The organism is Paenibacillus sp. FSL L8-0435, from assembly GCF_037965655.1.
GTDB lineage: Bacteria > Bacillota > Bacilli > Paenibacillales > Paenibacillaceae > Paenibacillus.
Genome location: NZ_CP150185.1, coordinates 992,379 through 1,013,841 on the forward strand (window position 1 = coordinate 992,379; position 21,463 = coordinate 1,013,841).

19 protein-coding genes and 1 pseudogene are annotated in these 21,463 nt (G+C 44.3%); 14 read left to right on the forward strand and 6 right to left on the reverse strand.

From position 1 onward, the window contains the following. Nucleotides 1-35 precede the first annotated feature (35 nt). Complete coding sequence (locus NST33_RS04530; RefSeq protein ID WP_339306944.1) at nucleotides 36-1,070, reverse strand: PocR ligand-binding domain-containing protein; 1,035 nt, start codon at nucleotides 1,068-1,070, stop codon at nucleotides 36-38. Between the two features lie 305 nt (nucleotides 1,071-1,375). Between NST33_RS04530 and NST33_RS04535 the strand changes: the two genes are divergently transcribed. The 8 genes from NST33_RS04535 (at nucleotide 1,376) to NST33_RS04570 (ending at nucleotide 11,418) form a co-directional block, all read left to right on the forward strand. Further along, nucleotides 1,376-2,518: a glycerol dehydrogenase gene (locus NST33_RS04535; protein ID WP_017690500.1), complete on the forward strand. Its 1,143-nt coding sequence runs from the start codon at nucleotides 1,376-1,378 to the stop codon at nucleotides 2,516-2,518. Then, complete coding sequence (dhaK, locus tag NST33_RS04540) at nucleotides 2,518-4,287, forward strand: dihydroxyacetone kinase subunit DhaK (protein ID WP_339306946.1); 1,770 nt, start codon at nucleotides 2,518-2,520, stop codon at nucleotides 4,285-4,287. Before NST33_RS04535 ends, dhaK begins: the two co-directional genes overlap by 1 nt. Nucleotides 4,288-4,679: 392 nt before the next feature. Beyond that, nucleotides 4,680-5,717 carry a siderophore ABC transporter substrate-binding protein gene (locus tag NST33_RS04545; RefSeq protein WP_221818839.1) on the forward strand — a complete coding sequence of 346 codons (1,038 nt, stop codon included), beginning with the start codon at nucleotides 4,680-4,682 and terminating at the stop codon, nucleotides 5,715-5,717. A 16-nt stretch (nucleotides 5,718-5,733) separates the two neighbouring features. Then, the gene (locus NST33_RS04550; RefSeq protein ID WP_339306948.1) at nucleotides 5,734-6,759 is read left to right on the forward strand and encodes an iron chelate uptake ABC transporter family permease subunit; all 1,026 of its coding nucleotides are present in this window, start codon (nucleotides 5,734-5,736) and stop codon (nucleotides 6,757-6,759) included. Beyond that, the gene (locus NST33_RS04555) at nucleotides 6,756-7,820 is read left to right on the forward strand and encodes an iron chelate uptake ABC transporter family permease subunit (protein WP_339182178.1); all 1,065 of its coding nucleotides are present in this window, start codon (nucleotides 6,756-6,758) and stop codon (nucleotides 7,818-7,820) included. Before NST33_RS04550 ends, NST33_RS04555 begins: the two co-directional genes overlap by 4 nt. Continuing rightward, nucleotides 7,817-8,569: an ATP-binding cassette domain-containing protein gene (locus tag NST33_RS04560; protein WP_339182181.1), complete on the forward strand. Its 753-nt coding sequence runs from the start codon at nucleotides 7,817-7,819 to the stop codon at nucleotides 8,567-8,569. Before NST33_RS04555 ends, NST33_RS04560 begins: the two co-directional genes overlap by 4 nt. A 259-nt stretch (nucleotides 8,570-8,828) precedes the next feature. Further along, the gene (locus NST33_RS04565; RefSeq protein ID WP_339306950.1) at nucleotides 8,829-10,007 is read left to right on the forward strand and encodes an alanyl-tRNA editing protein; all 1,179 of its coding nucleotides are present in this window, start codon (nucleotides 8,829-8,831) and stop codon (nucleotides 10,005-10,007) included. 106 nt (nucleotides 10,008-10,113) lie between these two features. Then, a complete protein-coding gene (locus NST33_RS04570) occupies nucleotides 10,114-11,418 on the forward strand; it encodes a DUF1963 domain-containing protein (protein ID WP_339306952.1) in 1,305 nt (434 codons plus the stop codon). Nucleotides 11,419-11,491: 73 nt separating this feature from the next. Here the strand turns inward: NST33_RS04570 and NST33_RS04575 are convergent, their stop codons facing one another. Continuing rightward, the gene (locus NST33_RS04575) at nucleotides 11,492-11,839 is read right to left on the reverse strand and encodes a DUF1801 domain-containing protein (RefSeq protein ID WP_221818844.1); all 348 of its coding nucleotides are present in this window, start codon (nucleotides 11,837-11,839) and stop codon (nucleotides 11,492-11,494) included. Further along, on the reverse strand, nucleotides 11,836-12,411 hold the full coding sequence (locus NST33_RS04580) for a GNAT family protein (protein ID WP_339182190.1): 576 nt from the start codon (nucleotides 12,409-12,411) through the stop codon (nucleotides 11,836-11,838). The genes NST33_RS04575 and NST33_RS04580 overlap by 4 nt, the downstream gene beginning before the upstream one ends. 255 nt (nucleotides 12,412-12,666) lie before the next feature. Between NST33_RS04580 and NST33_RS04585 the strand changes: the two genes are divergently transcribed. The 4 genes and pseudogenes from NST33_RS04585 to NST33_RS04600 form a co-directional block, all read left to right on the forward strand. Then, nucleotides 12,667-13,122 carry a GNAT family N-acetyltransferase gene (locus tag NST33_RS04585; protein WP_221818846.1) on the forward strand — a complete coding sequence of 152 codons (456 nt, stop codon included), beginning with the start codon at nucleotides 12,667-12,669 and terminating at the stop codon, nucleotides 13,120-13,122. Between the two features lie 157 nt (nucleotides 13,123-13,279). Further along, on the forward strand, nucleotides 13,280-13,561 hold the full coding sequence (locus NST33_RS04590; protein ID WP_339306955.1) for a hypothetical protein: 282 nt from the start codon (nucleotides 13,280-13,282) through the stop codon (nucleotides 13,559-13,561). 154 nt (nucleotides 13,562-13,715) lie between these two features. Beyond that, a complete protein-coding gene (locus NST33_RS04595; protein WP_339182194.1) occupies nucleotides 13,716-15,068 on the forward strand; it encodes an amino acid permease in 1,353 nt (450 codons plus the stop codon). A gap of 75 nt (nucleotides 15,069-15,143) precedes the next feature. Further along, nucleotides 15,144-15,271: pseudogene (locus NST33_RS04600) on the forward strand (IS3 family transposase); the annotation flags it as partial. Between the two features lie 152 nt (nucleotides 15,272-15,423). On the opposite strand, the gene NST33_RS04605 reads toward NST33_RS04600, so the two are convergent. Together NST33_RS04605 and NST33_RS04610 are read right to left on the reverse strand one after the other, a co-directional pair. Continuing rightward, the gene (locus NST33_RS04605; protein WP_339182196.1) at nucleotides 15,424-16,311 is read right to left on the reverse strand and encodes an SDR family oxidoreductase; all 888 of its coding nucleotides are present in this window, start codon (nucleotides 16,309-16,311) and stop codon (nucleotides 15,424-15,426) included. Between the two features lie 307 nt (nucleotides 16,312-16,618). After that, nucleotides 16,619-16,966, reverse strand: coding sequence for a helix-turn-helix domain-containing protein (locus NST33_RS04610; RefSeq protein ID WP_313771415.1), 348 nt, complete (start codon nucleotides 16,964-16,966; stop codon nucleotides 16,619-16,621). Nucleotides 16,967-17,410: 444 nt separating this feature from the next. On the opposite strand from NST33_RS04610, the gene NST33_RS04615 reads away from it, so the two are divergent. After that, nucleotides 17,411-19,165, forward strand: a complete 1,755-nt coding sequence (locus NST33_RS04615) for a HAMP domain-containing methyl-accepting chemotaxis protein (protein WP_339306957.1) — start codon at nucleotides 17,411-17,413, stop codon at nucleotides 19,163-19,165. Nucleotides 19,166-19,279: 114 nt separating this feature from the next. On the opposite strand, the gene NST33_RS04620 is transcribed toward NST33_RS04615, so the two are convergent. Next, on the reverse strand, nucleotides 19,280-20,191 hold the full coding sequence (locus NST33_RS04620) for a LysR family transcriptional regulator (protein ID WP_339306959.1): 912 nt from the start codon (nucleotides 20,189-20,191) through the stop codon (nucleotides 19,280-19,282). Between the two features lie 116 nt (nucleotides 20,192-20,307). On the opposite strand from NST33_RS04620, the gene NST33_RS04625 reads away from it, so the two are divergent. After that, on the forward strand, nucleotides 20,308-21,351 hold the full coding sequence (locus NST33_RS04625) for a 2,3-butanediol dehydrogenase (RefSeq protein ID WP_339306961.1): 1,044 nt from the start codon (nucleotides 20,308-20,310) through the stop codon (nucleotides 21,349-21,351). Nucleotides 21,352-21,463: the final 112 nt, after the last annotated feature.

Genomic DNA, 21,463 nt, shown 5'->3' on the forward strand with positions numbered 1-21,463 from the left:
ACCTCATCTTTGATACGAAAAAAGTATCAGTGAATCTATATTTTCTCCTGGAGGTATTTGCGATAGAGAGCAGGCGTAATTTCCTCGAACTTTTTGAATATTTTGATAAAATATCCCGATTCATTAAATCCCAGCTCATCACTGATCTGTGAGACAGGCATGTCGGTGACCTCCAGCAATTGCTTGGCCCACTTTATCTTGAGTTTTGCCAGGTAGGTTGTGAAGTTCTCACCGGTTTCCTTGGCAAACAGTCTGCTGAAATAACTCGGACTCAGGTGGCATAGATCGGCCATTTGTTTGAGTGAAACTTGTTCACTCTTGTGACTGTGAATGTATTCAAAAGCTGGCTGAAGTACCGGACTGGAGCTTTCCGTGTCACTTGGGCTGTTCTTCAGATAAGCATCCGCTATCGCATTGGTCATTTCTTTTTTGATCGACTCGATATTACGAATGGAGTAACCCGGCAGAATGGTGGAGAGGTTTAGAGTCTCCTGATTACCTGAAGCTTTCTCGAACATTTCAACTAACAGATTTTTGTTGAGTGCTTCTTCCACAATGTAGTTGCAGAGCAGGGATAACATGTTGGAGATTTTCACAATCTCTTCATAGGTCATCACAGGCAGCTGGGCGTATTCGTCCTTTAATTCCTCCAGCTTGGCTGCATGCATGGGTACGTTTTTGGACGTGACAATTTGCTCCAAGTCACTACCCTTTTCCGGATCGGCAAGTTTCACTTGTCCTGCCATGACGGCGCCGATATATTTGCCATCAATCGTAATTGGAATCGCGATATCAATAATATTGAAATGGCATAGATATACATAGGGCTCATTCAACCGAACGGCTTCCAGACCGCCACGTGAATCACATTTTTGACAGTAGGGTAGAAGCTCGGGGTCTTTACGCACATTCTGGCAGAAAGCCTGACAGCTGCTGTGGCTGGTTATGGGAATGCCTTTATAATCAACGGTGAGGATCGCCAGTTTGGTTACTGTTGCGAGAGAATCTTGTAGACGCTTCCATTTATTAAGGTCGAGAATTTTATTGATATGCAGATATTCTTTAATCATTGGTGCAACCTCCATAGGCTAACCTGATTCATAATTTAGGCCGTTAAAAGTTAGCAACTTGTACATATTAAGATGTAATGATGACGGGTAATGTATTATGGGAGGTCAAAATTCAACCATCTCATGACAATAACATACCATGATTGCACTAAAAAGCAAAAAATTACGATTGTAAATTATAATAATTTGTTATCAAAGTCCACTGTAAACCTGCTGCTCATGCATTATATTAAGGTCAATTGTAAGAAATTAAAATTTGATGTAATCACTACACCAATTCATATCATTAGGAGGCATATATTATTATGAGAAAAGCATTTATCAGCCCAACCAAATATGTACAAGGCGAAGACGAATTGTTGAACCTGGGGTACTTTGTTAAATCCTTCGGAGAATCAGCCTTGCTTATTGCACATCCGGATGATGTACAGCGTGTCAAAGCAAAGCTGGATGCAACAGCCGAGAAATTTAATATTACGTTTGTTGAAAGCGGTTTTAAAGGGGAATGTTCCCGTGAGGAAGTTGCTCGTCTGCAAGCGATCGCAAAGGAAAAGGGATGTGACTCTACGATCGGTCTTGGTGGCGGTAAAGCGATCGATGCTGCGAAATGTGTAGCTGAAGGCGAAGCACTGATTATCTGCCCTACGATTGCGGCAACAGACGCACCGACAAGTCACTCCGCTGTATTGTACACACCGGATGGTTCTTTTGATGACTATGCTTACTTCAAACAAAGCCCAAGTGTGGTTCTCGTTGATACAACAGTCATTGCCAATGCACCAACACGTTTCCTTGTATCCGGTATGGGAGATGCGCTCTCTACATACTTCGAAGCAAGAGCAACAGCGAAATCCTATTCCCGTGTAAACGCAAGTCTGCCAATGGGTTCCCGCGAAGGATACACACCATCTGCAGTAGGTACCAATGCGGCACTTGCACTGGCAAAACTGTGTTATGAAATGCTGCTGACTGACGGTGCAAAAGCAAAAGTAGCGAGTGACAGTAACGTTGTGACACAAGCGCTGGAAAACATCGTTGAGACCAACATTCTGTTGTCAGGTCTTGGATTCGAAAGTGGCGGTCTGGCCGCAGCACATGCGATCCACAACGGTTTGACTGTTCTGGAAGGCACACATCATTTCTTCCACGGTGAAAAAGTATCATTCGGTACGATTGCACAACTTGTACTCGAAAATGCACCAACCGAAGAGCTGCATGAAGTCATGGACTTCTGTCTTGAAGTGGGACTCCCGATCAGCTTGGCGGATATCGGTGTAGACACGATTAGTCAGGAAGAGTTGTTGAAAGTGGCAGAGATCGCTTGTATTCCGGAAGAATCCATTCACGCTATGCCGTTCCCAATCACTGTTCCTGAAGTGGCTGCTGCCATTGCAGCGGCTGACCGTATGGGTCGTGAGTACAAAGCAGCTCGCCGGGAGGTAAAATAATGAAGAAAATTATTAACCAGGCCGAACATGTTGTTATGGAAATGTGCAACGGGATTGCGCTTGCACACCCGGAGCTTGAATTTCTGAAAAAATATAAAGTCATCAAACGCAGAGAGATCCAGGCGGATAAAGTCAGCCTGATCAGTGGCGGCGGCAGTGGACATGAACCGGCTCACGCTGGTTATGTGGGGAAAGGCATGCTGGATGCAGCGGTATGTGGAGATGTATTCGCATCTCCTTCCCAAATCCAGGTGTATCAAGCGATCAAGGCAACAGCCAGCAACAAGGGTACACTTCTGATCATCAAGAACTACAGCGGCGACATGATGAACTTCAAAAATGCAGCGCATCTGGCTGAAGAAGATGGCATCGACGTACAGTATGTGCGTGTTGAGGATGACATCGCTGTACAAGACAGCTTGTATACCGTTGGACGTCGCGGCGTTGCCGGAACTGTACTGGTTCACAAAATTGCCGGAGCAGCAGCGGAGGAAGGCCGAAGTCTGGCTGATGTGAAGTCCGTTGCTGAGAAAGCAGCTCAGAACGTGCGCAGTATTGGTTTTGGATTCACATCCTGTACCGTACCCGCCAAAGGCACGCCTACATTCGAAATTGCTGAAGATGAGATGGAATTCGGCGTAGGGATTCATGGTGAGCCAGGAATTCGTCGGGAGAAAATTGTATCGGCTGATGAATTGGCAGGGCGTATGATCGAAGCATTGCTTGCCGATATGAAGCTGGATACGGATGATTCTGCTGAGATTGCCGTGCTGGTGAATGGGTTTGGCGCAACACCTTTGCAAGAGCTGTACCTGCTCAACAACTCGGTTCAGCGTGAGTTGTCACAGCGTTCAGGCCTCAATGTAGCTACTACATTTGTAGGCAACTACATGACAAGTATCGATATGGCGGGTGCATCGGTTACGATCCTGAAACTGGATGATGAACTGAAGTCATTGTTATTTAAGGAAAGTGATACCCCTGCATTTAAAGTATCCGGTCCTCCTGTAGCACAAGTGGCGTATTCCGAAGCGCTGGAAGCTGTCGTGGGTGAAGAGGCTCCCGTATCTTATGAAGTGGAGACGCCTGCAACATCTGCGGTGATCAGCAACAATCAATTTTCACTGGACAACATCGTCTATCTGATCGATAAAATGGGTGAGATCATCATCAAGAACGAGGTACCGTTCTGTGAACTGGATTCCCATGCCGGTGATGGCGATTTCGGTATGAGTGTGGCAAAAGGCTTCCGCCAGTTGAAACGCGAATGGAATCACATTATTAACGAAGATAAAAAAGACATCGGATCATTCCTGGATGCATGTTCCTTGGTCATCATGGAATATTGTGGCGGCGCATCCGGGCCAATCTGGGGTTCGGCATTCCGTGCGGCTGGCAAAGCAGTAGGGGATAAACAGCAATTAAACGTTGCTGAATTTGCTGAGATGATCCATGCAGCCGTGCAAGGGATTCAGTCTACTGGAGAGCGTTCCTTCGGACGTGGTGCCGTTGTTGGCGACAAAACCTTGATTGATGCACTCGTTCCATGTGCCGATTCCTGGACACAAAGTGCGGAGTCTGGAGATGACTTCAAAACAGCATTTGCCAAAGGTGCAGCAGCAGCCGTTGAAGGTGCGAAGAAAACGGAAGACATCGTGGCACGTATGGGCCGTGCAGGTGCCGTCGGCGATCGTAGTCTGGGTTACCCGGATGCTGGCGCGTATGCGCTGGGTGTTATTTTCACAGAATTATCTGAGTCGATGAAATAAGAATGTTAGTGAAAAATTAGATCATTTCGATGAGAAATATAAATGTATAAAGAGTTCTTACCGCAAAAGAAGTATCACACAGTGATGCTTCTTTTTTTGTATTGAAATGTCGATTTTTATGCATATAAATACCTACAATGGAATATTTGGTTCATAATTTCGCCATGAATTAAAACAATTAGGTTGTTGAAAATGCCTTCTAACTTGTTATAATATAACCTATTGATATTGATAATCACTATCATTTGTTATTTTGTTACTCAGCACTACAGTGAAAAGGGGTTAAGTTTATTCTCTAAATTTACGTCTGAGGAGGTATGATACTGAGTTTATCCAACACATTACGCTGCGTGGGAATCCAAATTTTCTAAATTTAGGGGGATATAAATTAAATGAGAAAGTCTATTTCTTCAAAATTAATGTTTATCATGGTTGCAGCTTTAACTTTGGTGTTGGCAGCTTGTTCAAGTAATGAACCTGCTACGACGGATACTGCGAATACAGAGGCTGCAACTTCCGATGCTGCTACTACAGCTACAGCCACAACAGTTGAAATTACGGATGCTCATGGAACGGTAACCGTGCCTGTAAATCCAACGAAGGTCGTTGCTCTGGATAACAGAACATTTGAGACTCTGTCCACTTGGGGCGTCAAATTAGCAGCAGCGCCGAAGGATGTAATGCCTGCGGATTCACCATATGTGGCGGATGAATCGGTACAAAATATTGGGAATCACCGAGAACCAAACCTTGAACTATTGGCATCAATACAGCCTGACCTTGTCATTGTTGGTCAACGGTTTGCTAGCTACTATGAAGACATCAAAAAATTAGTACCTAATGCAGCAGTGATCGACCTTAATATTGAGCTTGAAGAAACAGCATCACCTGGAGAAAACTTTGTTAATGGACTTAAAGATGCAACAACCAATTTGGGAAAAGTTTTCGAGAAGCAAGAAGAAGCTGCCCAACTGATTGCTGATTTTGATAAAGCTATTGAAGAAGCTAAGGCTGCTTATAATGGTGAAGATAAAATTATGAGTGTTGTCGTTTCTGGTGGAAACATCGGTTTCTCGGCTCCGCTTACTGGACGTGTGTGGGGACCGTTGTATGACATTTTCGGCTGGGTTCCAGCACTAGAAGTGGACAAATCTTCTTCTGATCATCAAGGTGATGATATTTCTGTTGAAGCGATCGCCCAAAGCAATCCGGATTGGATTTTCGTACTGGATCGGGATGCAGCTGTATCTGCTGAAGAAGGTGCCGTTCCGGCTCAGGACGTTATTGATAATTCACCTGCTCTGCAAAACACCACTGCTATTACTCAAAAACAAATCGTTTATGCTCCAAACGACACGTACACCAATGAATCCATCGAAACTTTCTTGGAGTTGATTAACAACCTTACGAAAGCTTTAGCTAAACAGTAAAAAGGAGTATGCTGCAGTGCAGAAAAATTTAATACCAAAATTAGCTGGGGTTGAGAATTCTCAACCCCAGCGTCATAACCCCAAAAAGCTATGGACCATACCTTTTATCATTGCGATTATAGCCACTATTATTTTAGGCATTACATCACTGCTTATTGGAGTTTATGACATACGAGGACAAGCGGATGGAATGGAGATGTTCTTCATTACTCGTGTCCCAAGAACTGTTGCATTAATGCTTACCGGTGCCGCCATGGCAATGGCAGGACTGGTCATGCAGCTTATTACACAGAATCGCTTGGTGGAACCTACCACAACCGGAACAATGGAATGGTCAGGACTGGGGATCATGTTTATTTATCTGGTCTTTCCTGCCCCGAGCTTAACGCTAAGAATGACTGGTGCAATCATTTTTTCTTTTATAGGGACGATGATTTTTTTTATGTTTCTAAAGAAAGTTAAACTCCGTTCGTCTTTAGTTGTCCCGATTATTGGGATGATGCTTGGAGCTGTCATTTCTGCATTTTCAACTTTCGTCGGGCTTGTGTTCCAAATGACTCAAAATATCGAAAGCTGGTTTGCAGGCTCCTTTTCATCTGTGCAAATTGGCAGGTATGAATATTTATGGCTCATCGTATTGGTGACTATTCTTATATTTGTTTTTGCTGATCGGCTGACATTAGCCGGACTAGGGGAAGACGTCGCTACCAGTCTTGGCGTAAATTATGACAGGATCATTCTTTTGGGTACTGCGCTTATTTCACTAGCCGTTGGAATCGTTGCAGCGGTCATTGGGAACTTGCCTTTTCTAGGGTTAATAGTCCCCAATATTGTTTCCATGTTTAGGGGGGACGATCTCAGGAGCAATTTGCCATGGGTGTGCTTATTAGGGATGGGCAGCATCATTGTGTGTGATATCCTGTCTCGTGTCATTATTATGCCTTTTGAAATACCTGTCTCGATGATCCTTGGAACAGTGGGAGCCGTCGTATTCATTGTCATTTTGTTAAGACAAAGGCGGACAACAAGGAGGGTAAGATGAGCAACTTAGCAAGTAGAAATCCACTGAGTATCGAAATCGATTCTAGCCGTCGTCCTAAAAAAAGATCAGCTAAAGCCTTCCGTACCAAAAAAGAAGAAAAGCGCTATTGGATTTTGCTGATAACATTAATTGTTCTGGGCGTTTTTGCATCGGTTGGACTACTGGTTTATAACAATCCGGTTCCTGTGTCTTCGCCTTCTTTCATACCTGTTGTTACAAGAAGAGTAGTTGCTCTGGTTTCAATGCTGATCGCTGCAATTTGCCAAAGTTTATCCACGGTTGCTTTTCAATCGATTACGAATAACAGAATTATAACTCCGTCCCTTTTAGGTTTTGATGCTATTTATTCAACCATTCATACGAGTACTATATTTTTCCTTGGTGCTACGGTATTTGTGAATTTTAGCGGTGTTGATTCCTTTTTATATCAAGTTGCTGCAATGGTCATCATGTGTTTAATCCTCTATGGATGGTTGCTTTCCGGAAAATACGGCAATTTACAACTTCTACTTTTAGTCGGTATTATTATCGGGACCGGTCTGAGGTCTGTATCCTCTTTTATGAGAAGACTTCTTGCACCGTCCGAATTTGATATTTTGCAGGCAAGAATGTTTGCTTCCGTGAATAATGCGGATTCTGCCTATTTCCCGATTGCGATTCCTATCGTCATCATTGCAGCGATTTTGCTGCTTGCTAATGCCAAGAGGTTAAATGTACTGTCGCTGGGTAAGGATGTCTCTACTTCCTTGGGAACTAAACATCAAAGTAGTGTGATTTATACGCTGGTTCTGGTTTCCATATTGATGGCCATTTCGACGGCTTTGGTTGGACCACTTACATTCTATGGATTTTTAGTTGCGATTTTGAGTTATCAGGCCGCTCAAACCTATGATCACAGATATGTTTTCCCAATGGCTCTTGCGATAGGGTTTGTGATCTTAACCGGTGCATACTTTATTATGAATCATGTTTTCAATGCCCAAGGTGTTGTTTCCATCATTATAGAATTGGTTGGCGGACTAACATTTTTAATTGTGATTTTAAGGAAGGGTTCTTTATGATACAGATCAATAATGTCAAAAAAACCTATGCAGCCGAGGTAGAGATTGGCCCTTTGAATATTCATATACCCAAAGCCGGTCTTACTTCTTTAATTGGACCCAACGGTGCGGGGAAGTCGACGACACTTCTCATGATCGGAAGACTTTTGGATTTGGACGAAGGTCAGATCAAGGTTGCCAATATGGATGTTTCCACATCCAAATCAAGGGATCTGGCCAAAATTATAACGGTTTTACGACAAGAAAATCATTTTGTCACAAGGCTTACCGTTAGACAACTTGCTGGATTCGGACGGTTTCCTTATTCTAAGGGAAGATTAACGGATGAGGATGAAGCTATTATATCTAAATATATTGATTTTCTAGACTTAACTGCTCTGGAAAATAGATATCTAGATGAACTTTCTGGTGGTCAAAGGCAAAGAGCCTATGTCGCAATGGTGTTGTGCCAAGAGACGGAATACGTACTTTTGGACGAGCCTCTGAACAATCTGGATGTTGCTCGTTCTGTTCGGATGATGGAGCATTTGAGATATGCTGCTAATGAATTCGGGAGAACCATTCTGACGGTTATGCATGATATCAATTTTGCCGCCAAATATTCGGATCGAATATGTGCCATGAAAGATGGTCAAATCGCCGCTTTTGGAACCGTAGAAGAAGTGATGGACCCCGAAATTTTAACAGATATTTTTGAAACGAAAATTGAAATTATCGATGGTCCGTATGGACCGATAGCGATCTATTAGCTACAGGGCTTCATAAAAAGTTGTTTGTTAAAATGGTTTTCAGAAAGTAGAGTGATTATTCACTCTTCTTTTTTTTGATCAATGCCGAGCATCATCCTGCAAAATTTTCTTTCTTGTTGAAAAGGTATTTTCGCTCACAGAGCGTTATTTTGGATATGGAAAGCGATTTTGTATGCCATAAATTGGCTTGAGGGTTCCAGATAGTGTAATCTGGAGATTATGAAAACCCATTTGAACGAGAAGGGATCGGGATGATTCAATGACGCAAAAAATCTATTATGACTCTGCTTATACAAGAGAGTGGCATACAACGATTACAGGCAGAGTGGACAAGGAAGACGGCGTATATGTCACGCTGGCGGAGACTGCTTTTTACCCGCATGGGGGCGGACAAACTTGTGATCTGGGACAAATTGGCGGCATCGCTGTTCTGGATGTGAACATCGAAGAGGGCGAGGTGTGGCATAAGCTGGAACGCACCCCTGAGCAGAACGAAGTACATTGTGAGATTGACTGGGAGCGAAGATTCGATCATATGCAGCAGCATACGGGTCAGCATTTGTTATCGGCAATCACGCTAAAGCTGACGGAAGCGATGACGCTCAGTTTCCATCTTGGTACGGAGTATGACACGATTGATGTGGCTGCGGCTGAACTGGGAGCGAATCAATTAACCGCCATTGAACAAGAAGTGAATCGTCAGATCTATCGTAATGCTCGCATCAACACGTCCTGGGTTACAGCAGAAGAGGTTGCACAATTACCACTGGTGAAGCAGCCTACGGTAACGGAAGACATTCGCATCGTTGAGATCGAGGGTGTGGAGTATAACGCCTGCGGTGGAACTCATGTGTCGGCGACAGGCGAGATTGGGATCATCAAACTGTTGAAAACCGAAAAAGTGAAGGGCGGCACCCGCATTTATTTCAAATGTGGAACAAGGGCGCTGAATGAATTCACAGCTACACAAAATGTGCTCAACAGCATCATGGTTAAATTAAAGACAAGTAAGGACGAGTTATTGGAGCGTATTGAGAAAATGGAACTGGAGCAAAAGCAGCTGCAAACTGAGCTGAATGCAGTGAAAACAACGAATGATGCCTATTATGCGGAGGAACTTCTGGCCGCTCGGCAAGGGCTGGTGATTGCTCAGGTCTTTGAAGACAAATCGCTCAAGGATATGCAGAGCCTGGCCACCAAGCTGACCGCAGACCATGAGGGGCTTGTACTCTTTGTGAGCATCTCGGAGGCCAAAGTAGTTCTGGCACAGAACGGCCAACCGCCTGAATGGGCTTGTGGACCTTTCTTCAAAGGCAATCTTGGAGCATACCAAGGCAAAGGTGGCGGCAGTGAAAAGATAGCTCAGGCAGGCTTTGCCAGCAGTGAAGATGCGCTTGCCTTTTACGAATTCACCAAGGACCAGTTGGGACATCACTGATTGCGTCTTGCGATATAAGACCGACAGCATTTAAATATGGAGTAAGGGACAAACACGTCACATTGTGGCGTGTTTTCCATTGCCGATAGTTGAAGGAGGTTGGAATATGACAGAACGAATTCCGTGTATACGGGAGGGGTGTGCAAATACCGTTTTACCAACAACAGCAGCGAAAACGGGTGGTTATTGCATGCCTTGCAAACAGGAGATGGAACGTGAGGAGCGCCAGAGATACATTGAAGCGAATCGACGTGACGTGAACTTGTATGCAGGTATCACAGACCCGGTCGAAATTTTGAAAATCATGCACAAACCTCAGGTTCGCGATCCACTAATTCGTTATACACCCTATGAACAATCCGAGGAACAGGTATATCTGTCTTTGTCTGTAGAGCAACAAGATCAGATGAAGGATTACGCGATGCAACGGATTTGTACAGGTGATGAAGATACGGGCAAAGACATTCTGGTATATCTGGTCTGCTACCATGATATATCGTTGACTGCTGAAATTCCTGAGCTGCTGGAACAGGAGATCTATTATCCTGCCATTTTGTATGAAGGTGCCTCGGGTGAGGTTCGTGATCGTCTCTTGCAGCAGGTGAACACCGATGATGAGAATCGGAACCATATTTTGCTCATGCTGGCCCATATCGGGGATGATGTTGTCGTGCAGCAGTTCCGGCAATGGAGACAATCTCCTCCATCTTGGGCGAGCGAATTGTACGTGGCGCCAGAGCATTACACCACTGAAGCTGGTTGGGAGCTTACAAAAGACGGGCAGCGCAGGGAATTATTCACCACCCCAAGTTATTCACTCTATAAAGTAAAAGAGAATGAAGGAGCTAACGTGGAGTTAACCGGAAATTCACTATCGATGCTGAACCCTAGCAAAAATTGCTGTCCATGGTGTGGCAATGCGTTAACCACCTTAATTAGTCTGGATGTTAAACATCCCGCTCTGAAGGACGTGTCTTGGCATGCCCAGCAACTTCAGATACAGACTTGCGTGATATGCAGCAGTTACGGTGTGGTTTACATGGAGATGGATGCAGCGGGGGAACCGCTATGGAGTTCACATAATGTCATGCCCGTGGGAGCGGACGACATTGACCCGGAGGACGATGTAAAACTTACACCAGATATGGGCCGACAGTTTCGGATTGCAAACGCACCACGTCATGTATTCCATGCCAGTGAGTGGGCGATGGAACCATCGCTATCTCAGGTCGGCGGCCATCCAGGATGGGTTCAGGATGCGGAGTACCCAACATGTCCACGCTGTTCCACGAGAATGAAGGCTGTCGCACAACTGGATTGGGGCGAGGTTGAGGAATATGGTGAGGGTATGTATTACATGTTCATATGTGAGCCTTGCCAGATGACCGCCGTATCGTACCAGCAATCTTGATGGTGGAAGCAATGAGGCATCCCGTAAGTTCTTGAACTTCATGGGATGCCTATTTAATATACGTCAGATTTTCCTACAATTCTGCAGATGCCTGCTTCAGCAGTCCCGACAGCCATTCATAATCCGGCGTATCTTTTTCCTTGAGCTTGATCGTTTTGCGCTCTTCCGGGCCTTCGAATATCCCATCGGGCAGATCGAGTCCGGTTGCATGGAAGATGGTGAAGGATACGGCCTGTTTGGATGGCGAGATGACCGCAGCGTACTTCCCGTTTTTCAGAAAATGAGGTTTCTTGTATTGCACGCGTTCCTGAACGTCAGGGATGGAATCATGTACCAACTGACGCAGTTGTTCAGCGATTTGTACTTGCCAAGGTATCTGAATCTGTTCAATAAACTCAGTGACTTCTGCATTCTTGGTCATGCTTGTTCACCCTCCGTATGGATCTGATTGTGTGCTTCCCATTCTGGTCTTAGAATTCCCATCATCAAGCGGTCGTAACGCTTACCATCACGATATACAGCTGAGCGTGCCCGACCTTCCAACTGAAAACCAACCTTCTCATAGGAACGGATTGCTTTGGCATTGTAGGCGATGACGTCGAGGCCAACCCGGTCCAGATTCATCTCATGGAACGCATATCGTAAAATAAGATTCAACGCTTCCGTACCATATCCCTTGTTACGATGTTTGGCAAGTCCGATGCCAATAGCAAGTTGTCCGCAGCGGTTATTCCATTCAATGCTGTGAATGACGACAAAACCAATCAGCGTATCCTCTTCATGCGTGCGCAGTCTGAAGTAAACTTCCTTGTTCTTCGTTTCGCCCTCATCTTCCAACTGTTTCTCTGAATAGGGAATGGCCAGATCAGTATCCACATTCCGAAGGTACTCCGGGTCTTCGTTCCATTGCAGCATGGTCTCCACGTCTTCAGGACGTGGGGGCGTCATTTTTAATCGTTGGCTATAAAACAGGTTGTCCGTACTTAGTGTCATAGGGGTCTCCTTTAAAATAGGTTAAGATGGCTTCACCTTGGTTTCACATTTAACTCTATGTATAATTCGCAATAGACCTCGCCCCTTTGGCATCTGATAGCCTCATCATACTGGAAATTATAGGTGAATCACAATAGCGTATTTCAGTGGATATAAGCAACCTCTTGTCATAAAACCTAACACGGTAGTAAGATGAAATGATTGATATACATTCAGTGATAAAAACAATAAAAATGTCGGCGGGAGTGGTACGTTATGGAGATCAAAGTGGATGATTTGAGTGGAGTCCAAGTTAAGGCTTTAATTGCGGAGCACTTGCAAGGGATGGCGGTAGATTCGCCTCCAGAGAGTATACATGCGTTGAATCTGGATGGACTCAAGAAGCCCGAAATTACTTTCTGGTGTGCTTGGGAAGGGGGCGACTTGCTCGGCTGCGGGGCTATCAAAGAACTTGATTCAGACCATGCAGAGTTGAAGTCGATGCGTACCGCTTCGGCTCATCTGAGAAAAGGCGTAGCGAGAAAAATTTTGGCTCATATTATGAAGGTTGCCACAGACCGTGGTTATAAGCGAATCAGTCTGGAGACGGGTTCAATGGATTCATTTATCCCGGCACGGAAATTGTACGAAGACTTCGGTTTCGAATATTGCGAACCATTCGCAGATTATATATTGGACCCGAACAGCATGTTTATGACAAAAACAATCTAAGTGGAATCGCATGAGAAACCAGAATTCTGTTTTTTTACAGGATGCTGGTTTTTTTTATTGTGCAACATATCACACATATTGAAGTTTGGAAAAAGAGTAAAATAAACTCAATGATGTAACATGGACCATGCTATGAAAAGGGTGGAGGGAGTCATGCATGATATATTGGTGGTTCGATCATATGAATCCGCTGTTTGCCGTCTTGGTGTTATGTCCAATAATTGCTGTGGTGCTTGGAGTATGCAGTTATTTTGCCAATTGGTTTAGACTCTGGGTAGCGCTGGTTATATCTTTTATGCTGCCTTTGTTGTATATTGCGAGTGATCTTTCAACATTAGGTAGTAACATAGGCGCTTGGTTCATCTATGGGGCAGCGTACAGTTTGATCAGCTGGATTGTACATAGATTGCTTGATGCCATTGTAGGGTATAAAACATAGTTATGTCCTTATACGTTTGGGATGAATTGGCCATAAGGAACTTCTGGGCTGATTGATGGACAATAGGGTATACTGGACATTATGTTTATGAGATTGTGCAAAAATATGAAACAAGACAGCATTATAGACGTTTTTTACATCAGGAGGACTTGAATTGGCTCAGACAGAAGGAACATTACAGAAGAAGCTTAAACCAAGACACATCAGTTTTATGGCTATGGGTGGTGTCATTGGAACAGGGATTTTCAAAGGTAGCGCAGAGACGATTGGACTCGCAGGTCCGGGCGTGATTGTCACGTACATTTTTGCTGGATTATTGCTGCTGGTTGTTATGGCCGCGATGGCTGAGATGGCTACGGTGTACAAGAACAAAAATATGAAAGACTTCGTGCAGGAGGCATTTGGTAGCCGAGTATCCTTTGTTATGGGATGGATGTATTGCTTTCTGTGGTTATCGGTATGTGTCATTGAGGTGATTGCTGCCGGGAGTTTTTTGCAGTATTGGTTCGCGGAAGTACCGCTGTGGATGCTGAGTCTGGCTTGTGCGGCGTTCATTATACTCGTTAATCTGTTAAGTGTAGGTGTGTTCGGGGAATTTGAGTTTTGGCTGGCCGGGATCAAAATTGCCATGATCATTATTTTTATCTTCCTGGGTGCAGGGTTGATCTTTGGTATTATCCCAAGTGATAACACGCCATATCTGCAGAATTATACGCAAGCAGGGGGCTTCTTCCCGAACGGATGGTCATCGATCTTCTCGGCACTGCTTGTGGTTATGTTCTCTTACGGGGGATCGGAGCTGATTGGTCTGACCCTGACCGAGACGGAAAATGCAGAAAAAGTTATGCCCAAAATCGTGGGCAATTTCATGCTCAGAATTATTCTGTTCTTCACCTTGCCGATTCTCATCATCTGTGGTCTTATCCCATGGAATGAAATTGGGCCGGAGAGCAGTCCGTTTGTACAGGTGCTTGCCTCTACAGGCCTGCCGGGAGCAGCACACATAATGAACTTTATTTTGGTGACGGCAGTTCTGTCTGCTGCGAATTCAGGGATTTATGGTGCATCTCGGATGATGCACTCCATGGCAGTGGGCGGGGAAGCTCCGAAGGCATTGTCACAGACCAATCGCAACGGTAGCCCTGTTAACACACTTCTGGTGTGCTCAGTAGTTTTGCTTGGAGGTTCCTTGCTTGGCCTGTTCGCGCAGGATCAACTGTTCCGCGTATTGCTCGCAGTTCCGGGGTTTGTCGTAATCCTTGTGTGGATCTGTATTGCCTCATCACAGTTGAAACTGCGGAAGAGATATCCGGTTCAACCGACCTTCAAAGTCTGGGGATTCCCTTACATAACCGGAGTCGTGGTACTATGTCTTAGTGTGATTGCGGTGATGTTTGTGTTTGATGAAGGTAATCGGTTCAGTATTAGCATCTGTCTTGCCGTGCTCGCGTTGTTGATTATCTGGTCCCTGATTCGATTCAGGAAGACGAATGGACGAACAGTTTAGTATGGTTAGGTAGTCATAATTAATGAGAAAACTTTATAAGTAAGATAGGGACTGCTTTCAGCAGTCCCTATTTTATACACTTCTAAGCCCTTCAACAGTAAACTGAAACAACTTGGAATGCTAAGAAGTCACTCTAGGCGTGAGAATTGCCTGGACAATGCCTGTATCGAGTCATCTTCTCTCATTTAAAGACTGAGAAAATTACTTGAATGAAGCAGTTAGCAAAAGCGGATGTTGAGCAGCAAGTGAGCGAATATATTTTGTTCTATAACCAGAACCGCTTGCTAGAATGGACATTAACACGTTCGAAATAACTCTGACTTTTCTTAGAGTCAGGTTAGTAACATGTCAGCTTTCAATCTTCAACTTTAGAAAACTGAGATTTGATTCTAAAGAATTCCTTATATGTCATTGGTTTTCGGCCAATCAGACGTTCAAGATCCCCAGATGTCTCCGAGAATTCTCCAGTGTTGATTCCTCGCACCCAACCTAATAAGAAATCAGTCATAAGAACAGGTAAGCCATTTGTTACCATAGTGTCTATATATTCTTTTTCGCTAATTGCCTCATAAGGGATATTTATCTCACTAATCTCCGAGAGGGCTGCAGCGATGTCTGCAAAAGAGCTTCCCTCGCTGCCACTTAGAGTATATGACTTATTTTCGTGCCCGTTTTGGGTGAGAACGGCTACGATGGCTGCCGCCAAATCATCCAGAGATGCAGCGGCTACTTTACCGGAACCCTCTGGTACTCGCACGCCAACTTTAAGCGCATCTCCGAAATACGAATGCATGACTTCAAGATACGGTGGATTCCGCAGAATGGTATAGGCTAATCCAGATGCTTTAAGTGTTTGTTCAGCAAATAGGTCTGACGTCGATACTTCGGGCACAATAAGATTTGAATTTTCTCTTCGTATGATCGACGTGAAGAGGACTTGTTTAACACCAGCCTGCTTTGCAGCTGCGATTACATTGAAATGTTGCGTATTGCGGTCGGTAAATGCTTGCGCGGAAATAAGCATCACTTTTTCAACACCACTAAATGCTCGCAGAAGGGAGTTATAATCAAAATAGTCGCCTTGGTAAGCTTTCACACCTTCTTTAACAAACCTTTCCACTTTATCAGATTCCGGATTACGGACCAATATAGCGACCTGACTTGACGGAACTTTTTTAAGAAGAAGCTCTAGTGTCCTGCTGCCGAGATTACCTGTTGCTCCAGTAATAAGTATTTTACCCATATTAATACCCCCTTTGGACTTTTATTAATATACTGCTGTAAATCTTACAATTAGAAACTAATCTAATCATTACTCTCCGATCGTCCACCAGTTGTATGACCATAGACTGTCGCAGAAAACTCCTTCCTTACCAGGTTTAAATTTTGAAACGCATATTAGAATTACTATTTTTTGATTTTCTTCATGGTCACAAGTCTCATTATGTACCATGTATTACTTTTAAAATAGTACGTACTTTTAGGTTATATAGTAACTAAAAGGTGATAATTGGGACGAAGTACAAAATAACTTGGTTTTTGAAATTACTCTATTCTACATTTATTCTCTGATATTCATCCTTGCTCAATGTCTTCTCTGCATAATTCTTACCCCATTCACAAAGAGCTCGCAGAGTGGGTTCAAGTGACATACCCATTTCTGATATTGAATATTCCACTTTTGGTGGTACCTGATTATACATTTTTCTTATAACCAGATTATCACCCTCCAACTCCCGTAATGACTGGACTAACATTTTCTGAGAAATTGTTGGCATGAGCCTTTTCAATTCACCGGTCCGTTTAGGACCTTTTAATAAGTAATACAGAATAAGAGGTCTCCACTTTCCGCCAATGACATCCAAGGTAATTTCCAGATCACAATAAAAAGTTTTCAATTGAGAAACACCATCCCTCATTTAATTTCCATTATTATAGTACATGTGTTGATTCAATCTGAAAAATGCAATCTCCGTGTAAAGGATGTAAAAAATGAACTTTATATTCAACACAGATGACTCAATAGTGTATACACAAAACTCCTAATACCGAATAAACATAACTCATAAATTCCTTATGAAAGAAACCTGTAATTAATATCTGCATGGTCAGTTATAATGACGCAGATTTTGTTTGGCAAACAAACTGAGATAAAGCCTAAATGCAGTTCCAATGAACAAAGCTATCACGGCTATGATAGCGTTTTTACGTTAACCCAATATTTTCTTGCCTAATTCGACATATTCGTTTACTATTTTCCCATACATAGTGCTTCAAGCATGCGTTTTTTGGGTAGCGCCTAGTCAAAAAGGCTTGGGTTCACGGGAGAGGAAGAGGAGCGGATGATTGGTTTTTTTAGAAAACGTTTGGTTGTGCGCATTGTTGCAGTAGTCATACTGGTCATTACGATTATAGCCGTGGGAAGCATGCTGTTACAGGTGGCCAATATGAAACTAGCTGCGCAGGAGGCCATTTCGAGTTACAACATCCAGATTGCTCAGAGTTATGTGAATCAGCTGGATACAGCATCTTATGCCGAGTTTGCCAAGGACCCCAAGGAGAATGACGAATTCTTGAAGATTCGTGATGAATTGGATGACTTTCGCGTAAGCATTGGTGCAATGTATGTGTATTTCGTCAAAATAGATGAAAAAGGTACGCCACTTATTATGGTGGACGGCATGAAGGATGCAGATAAAGCCTCACCGATTAATGAAGTAACGGATGTCCCTCAGGAGGCTGTTCAGAAGCTGTTGCAGGGGCAAACAGCCAGTTCTTCGATCATTAACAATGAGGAGTACGGAGACTATATTTCCTCTTACGCTCCCATGCTGGATAGTAATGGCGCTGTAACAGGTATAATTGGTATTGATACGGCGGTATCGGTGATCGGGAGTATTGAATCGGATATTATGAAATCGAGTATTCCTTTCTATGCTTTGTTACTTTTAATTACACTTATAGGCATTGCTGTTGTCACGTGGTTTATCGTAAGAGGACTGCGACCACTTCAACCGCTGAAGGCGAGTGTGGAAAAGATGGCACAAGGTGAGCTTGCAGAAGCTAATCGAATCCTGACGTCGTATCGTTTACGCAGCCAAGATGAGATTGGAACAACATACCAAGCGATGATACATATGTCCGGGAACTTGAATAAGATTGTGAGTAACATGGTTGAAGGCGTAGCAGTAACCACAGATATTTTATCAGAGTCAACGAAGGAATTTAATCGTAGTACCGAAGAGATGCTTGAGATGGGCAAGACGGTTGATAAGTCTGTCGAACAGATTAGGCAGGGCGCACATACGCAGAAGCAGGGTGCAAGCGATAGTGCGCATGCGATGGAAGAGATCGCAAAAGGCATAACGGATATTTCCGAATCCTCGATGATTGTATCTGATGCAGCAACAAGTGCACTTGCTACGGCGGAGTCCGGTAAACAGAGCATGACACTGATGAAAACACAGATGGAGAGCATCTCAAATGTCTCAAGTGAAGTTGTAGCGATGGTCCAGGTGCTGAATAACTACTCCCAGGAAATTGGTGGTGCCCTGCACACGGTTCGTGATTTTGCGAGTCAGACGAAGCTGCTTGCGCTTAATGCATCCATTGAGGCAGCACATGCAGGAGAACACGGCAAAGGTTTTGCGGTTGTGGCGGATGAAGTTCGGAAGCTTGCAGAGGCCTCAAGCACATCCATGGAACGGATCTCCGACTTGCTGCTTCGTATTCAACAAGAATCACAACAGATTGGCTCACAGATGGGGGTTACTGCAACCGAGATTGGACAAGGGGTTACAATTACCGCAGAAGCGGAGCAAGCTTTCGCCCATGTGGTTGATGCGTTCCAACTGGTGACCAGCCGCATTCAGGAAGTCTCCGCTGCGGCAGAGGAAATCTCGGCAGGATCGGAAGAGGCTGCAGCCTCCGTCAATACGATCTCGCAGATATCAGCCGGGGTATCGGATCATTCGGATGAAATCTATCGCTTGATGCGTGAACAGTCGGCCATGTTCAACAGAGTGGCGCAGACCTCAACCATGTTGGAGCAGCAGACGAACGAGATGAGTGAAGCCGTACGCAAAGTTAAAGTATAATTTGAGTAAGGTGTAGTAATAGTAACGCAAGAGGTAGTCAGAAAAGTGTTCCACTCTTGGAGAAGTTGGTGTTCATCCCAAACTTCATTCAAAGGGTGGAACACTTTTTTAGATTTAAACTGTTAAATGATCCAGCTCTATCGCCTGTCTGAAGCGTCGGGCGAATCGTTCTGCGGCTACGGCGGCCTCCTTGGACTCCGTCTGTACGAAGCCAATTTGCATCTTGGGTTGATCGATTCCAGCGATCTCTACCATCTTCACCAGACCTTCTTTCCATAAGAGATTTTGGTGAAAGGAAAAGTCGTGACCAATTGTGGCGGCAATATCGTTTCTTAACACCATGTTGATGGCTTCTGAATTATATGTTTTGAACAGAATGGACAGAGATCCATGATCATACGTGAATTCCTTGATGAAGTCTTCAATGAAACCATCTCGATACAGTGCCAGTTTGTGTTCTTTTAATTGATCCGGTGTAACGCGGCTGTGCTTGGCAAGTTCAGACAGGTGATGAGTACCGACGACCAGCTTGCCCGAGTACATGGGACTGAAGTGAAGTCCATCGAATTCCCGCAATTGTTTCGCATAGATCGCGATAAAGCCCAGATGGGTTTTGTTGTTGCGAATATCTTCGATGATTTCCATGGACCCTTTCTCTTCAATGGAGATGTTAAGTTGCGGGTGCTCACGCTTCATATCCGCAGCAGACTGGACAAGATAGGGCATGACACTTGGAAAAGTAGCCACATGAAGCTCTCCGCTAAGAGAGGAGGCTTCTGCGTTCAGGGATTTCAATTCATCAATCCGCTGCAAAATGTCCAGTGCCTTGGCAATGAATTGTTTTCCTTCGGGAGTGGGATGAGTTCCCTGCCGCGAGCGTTCGAACAGGATGATACCCAATTCTTTCTCCAGACGATGAACCGATTGGCTGATCGCCGATTGTGTGACATGCAGATGCTCCGAGGCGGCGGAGAATGACTGCGTTTTCGCAATTTCAACGACATATTCGAGCTGTTCCAGATTCATGATTTCATCTCCGTTTAGCATTAATACAACTAATGTTAACATTAGTATCTATAAATATGAATAATACATGAACAGCGATATAATATATAGACAATCATACAAAGGGGATGAACTTCATGAAAGCAGCAGTATGGTATGCCCATAAAGACGTGCGTGTGGAAGAGCGGGAGATTCCGGTTGCTCAAGCGGGTCAAGTCAAAATCAAAGTGGAATATGCAGGGATCTGCGGCAGTGACTTGCATGCCTATCATCATGGTGTGGGGATTCAAGAAGGCGAGAATCATCCGCTTTCAGGACATAAAGCACCGTTGACATTGGGTCATGAATTTGCAGGAACCGTGAGTGAATTGGGAAGTAATGTAAGCGGTATCAGTGTAGGGGATCGTGTTGTGGTAGAGCCGTTGTACCACTGTGGAAAATGCGAATACTGTATCCAGGGTCGTTATAACCAATGTACTCAATTTGGATTTGTTGGACTGAATGGTGATGGTGGTTTTGCAGAGTATGTTGTTGTTGAAGCATACATGGTTCATCCCATACCGGATAACGTATCTTTCGAAGAAGGCGCGCTCGTAGAGCCTACGGCAGTAGCCTTTCACGCGGTTCGTCACAGCAAGTTGAAAGTGGGGAACAAGGTAGCCGTATACGGAGCAGGTCCAATTGGATTATTGACCATTCTGTCTGCCAAAGCAGCAGGAGCCTCTGAAATCTATGCAGTTGATGTATTTGGTGAACGTCTGGACCTGGCAGCCAAGCTGGGAGCGATTCCGGTGAACAGTGCCAAAGTCAATGCAACCGAGGTGATCTTGCAACAATCGGGTGGTATTGATGTGGCTTATGAAGCAGCAGGTGTGCAGCCAACGATGGATAGCGCCATTGCGGTTGTTAAAAAAGGCGGAGAAGTTGTTGTCATCGCAGCGATTCCAAATCCGCTTCAAGTGAACTTCTTCGATCTTCTGGTCAAAGAAGCGAATTTGACGGCAACGCTGGCATATCGCCACATTTTCCCTGAAGTAATTTCATTGATTGCGGAAGGATCTCTCGATGTGAAACAGGTCATTACCAAGAAAATCAAACTAGACGACATCGTGCAGGAAGGACTTGAACTGTTGATGAGCGACAAGAGCCATGCGAAGATTTTGGTGGAGATTGGCGGCTAAAAAAATCAATAGCGATGCATCATTTCAGATGCTGATTGATCATTTATAAACGTAGAAAAGACCGTCATGAAAATGATCGGTCTTTTTTACATTTCATTCTCGGCTGGCTGAT

Coding starts and splice junctions, on each gene's coding strand:
- NST33_RS04530 (WP_339306944.1), bottom strand. CDS start 1,070: ATGATTAAAGAATATCTGCATATCAATAAAATTCTCGACCTTAATAAA.
- NST33_RS04535 (WP_017690500.1), top strand. CDS start 1,376: ATGAGAAAAGCATTTATCAGCCCAACCAAATATGTACAAGGCGAAGAC.
- dhaK (WP_339306946.1), top strand. CDS start 2,518: ATGAAGAAAATTATTAACCAGGCCGAACATGTTGTTATGGAAATGTGC.
- NST33_RS04545 (WP_221818839.1), top strand. CDS start 4,680: ATGAGAAAGTCTATTTCTTCAAAATTAATGTTTATCATGGTTGCAGCT.
- NST33_RS04555 (WP_339182178.1), top strand. CDS start 6,756: ATGAGCAACTTAGCAAGTAGAAATCCACTGAGTATCGAAATCGATTCT.
- NST33_RS04560 (WP_339182181.1), top strand. CDS start 7,817: ATGATACAGATCAATAATGTCAAAAAAACCTATGCAGCCGAGGTAGAG.
- NST33_RS04565 (WP_339306950.1), top strand. CDS start 8,829: ATGACGCAAAAAATCTATTATGACTCTGCTTATACAAGAGAGTGGCAT.
- NST33_RS04570 (WP_339306952.1), top strand. CDS start 10,114: ATGACAGAACGAATTCCGTGTATACGGGAGGGGTGTGCAAATACCGTT.
- NST33_RS04575 (WP_221818844.1), bottom strand. CDS start 11,839: ATGACCAAGAATGCAGAAGTCACTGAGTTTATTGAACAGATTCAGATA.
- NST33_RS04580 (WP_339182190.1), bottom strand. CDS start 12,411: ATGACACTAAGTACGGACAACCTGTTTTATAGCCAACGATTAAAAATG.
- NST33_RS04585 (WP_221818846.1), top strand. CDS start 12,667: ATGGAGATCAAAGTGGATGATTTGAGTGGAGTCCAAGTTAAGGCTTTA.
- NST33_RS04590 (WP_339306955.1), top strand. CDS start 13,280: ATGATATATTGGTGGTTCGATCATATGAATCCGCTGTTTGCCGTCTTG.
- NST33_RS04605 (WP_339182196.1), bottom strand. CDS start 16,311: ATGGGTAAAATACTTATTACTGGAGCAACAGGTAATCTCGGCAGCAGG.
- NST33_RS04615 (WP_339306957.1), top strand. CDS start 17,411: ATGATTGGTTTTTTTAGAAAACGTTTGGTTGTGCGCATTGTTGCAGTA.
- NST33_RS04620 (WP_339306959.1), bottom strand. CDS start 20,191: ATGAATCTGGAACAGCTCGAATATGTCGTTGAAATTGCGAAAACGCAG.
- NST33_RS04625 (WP_339306961.1), top strand. CDS start 20,308: ATGAAAGCAGCAGTATGGTATGCCCATAAAGACGTGCGTGTGGAAGAG.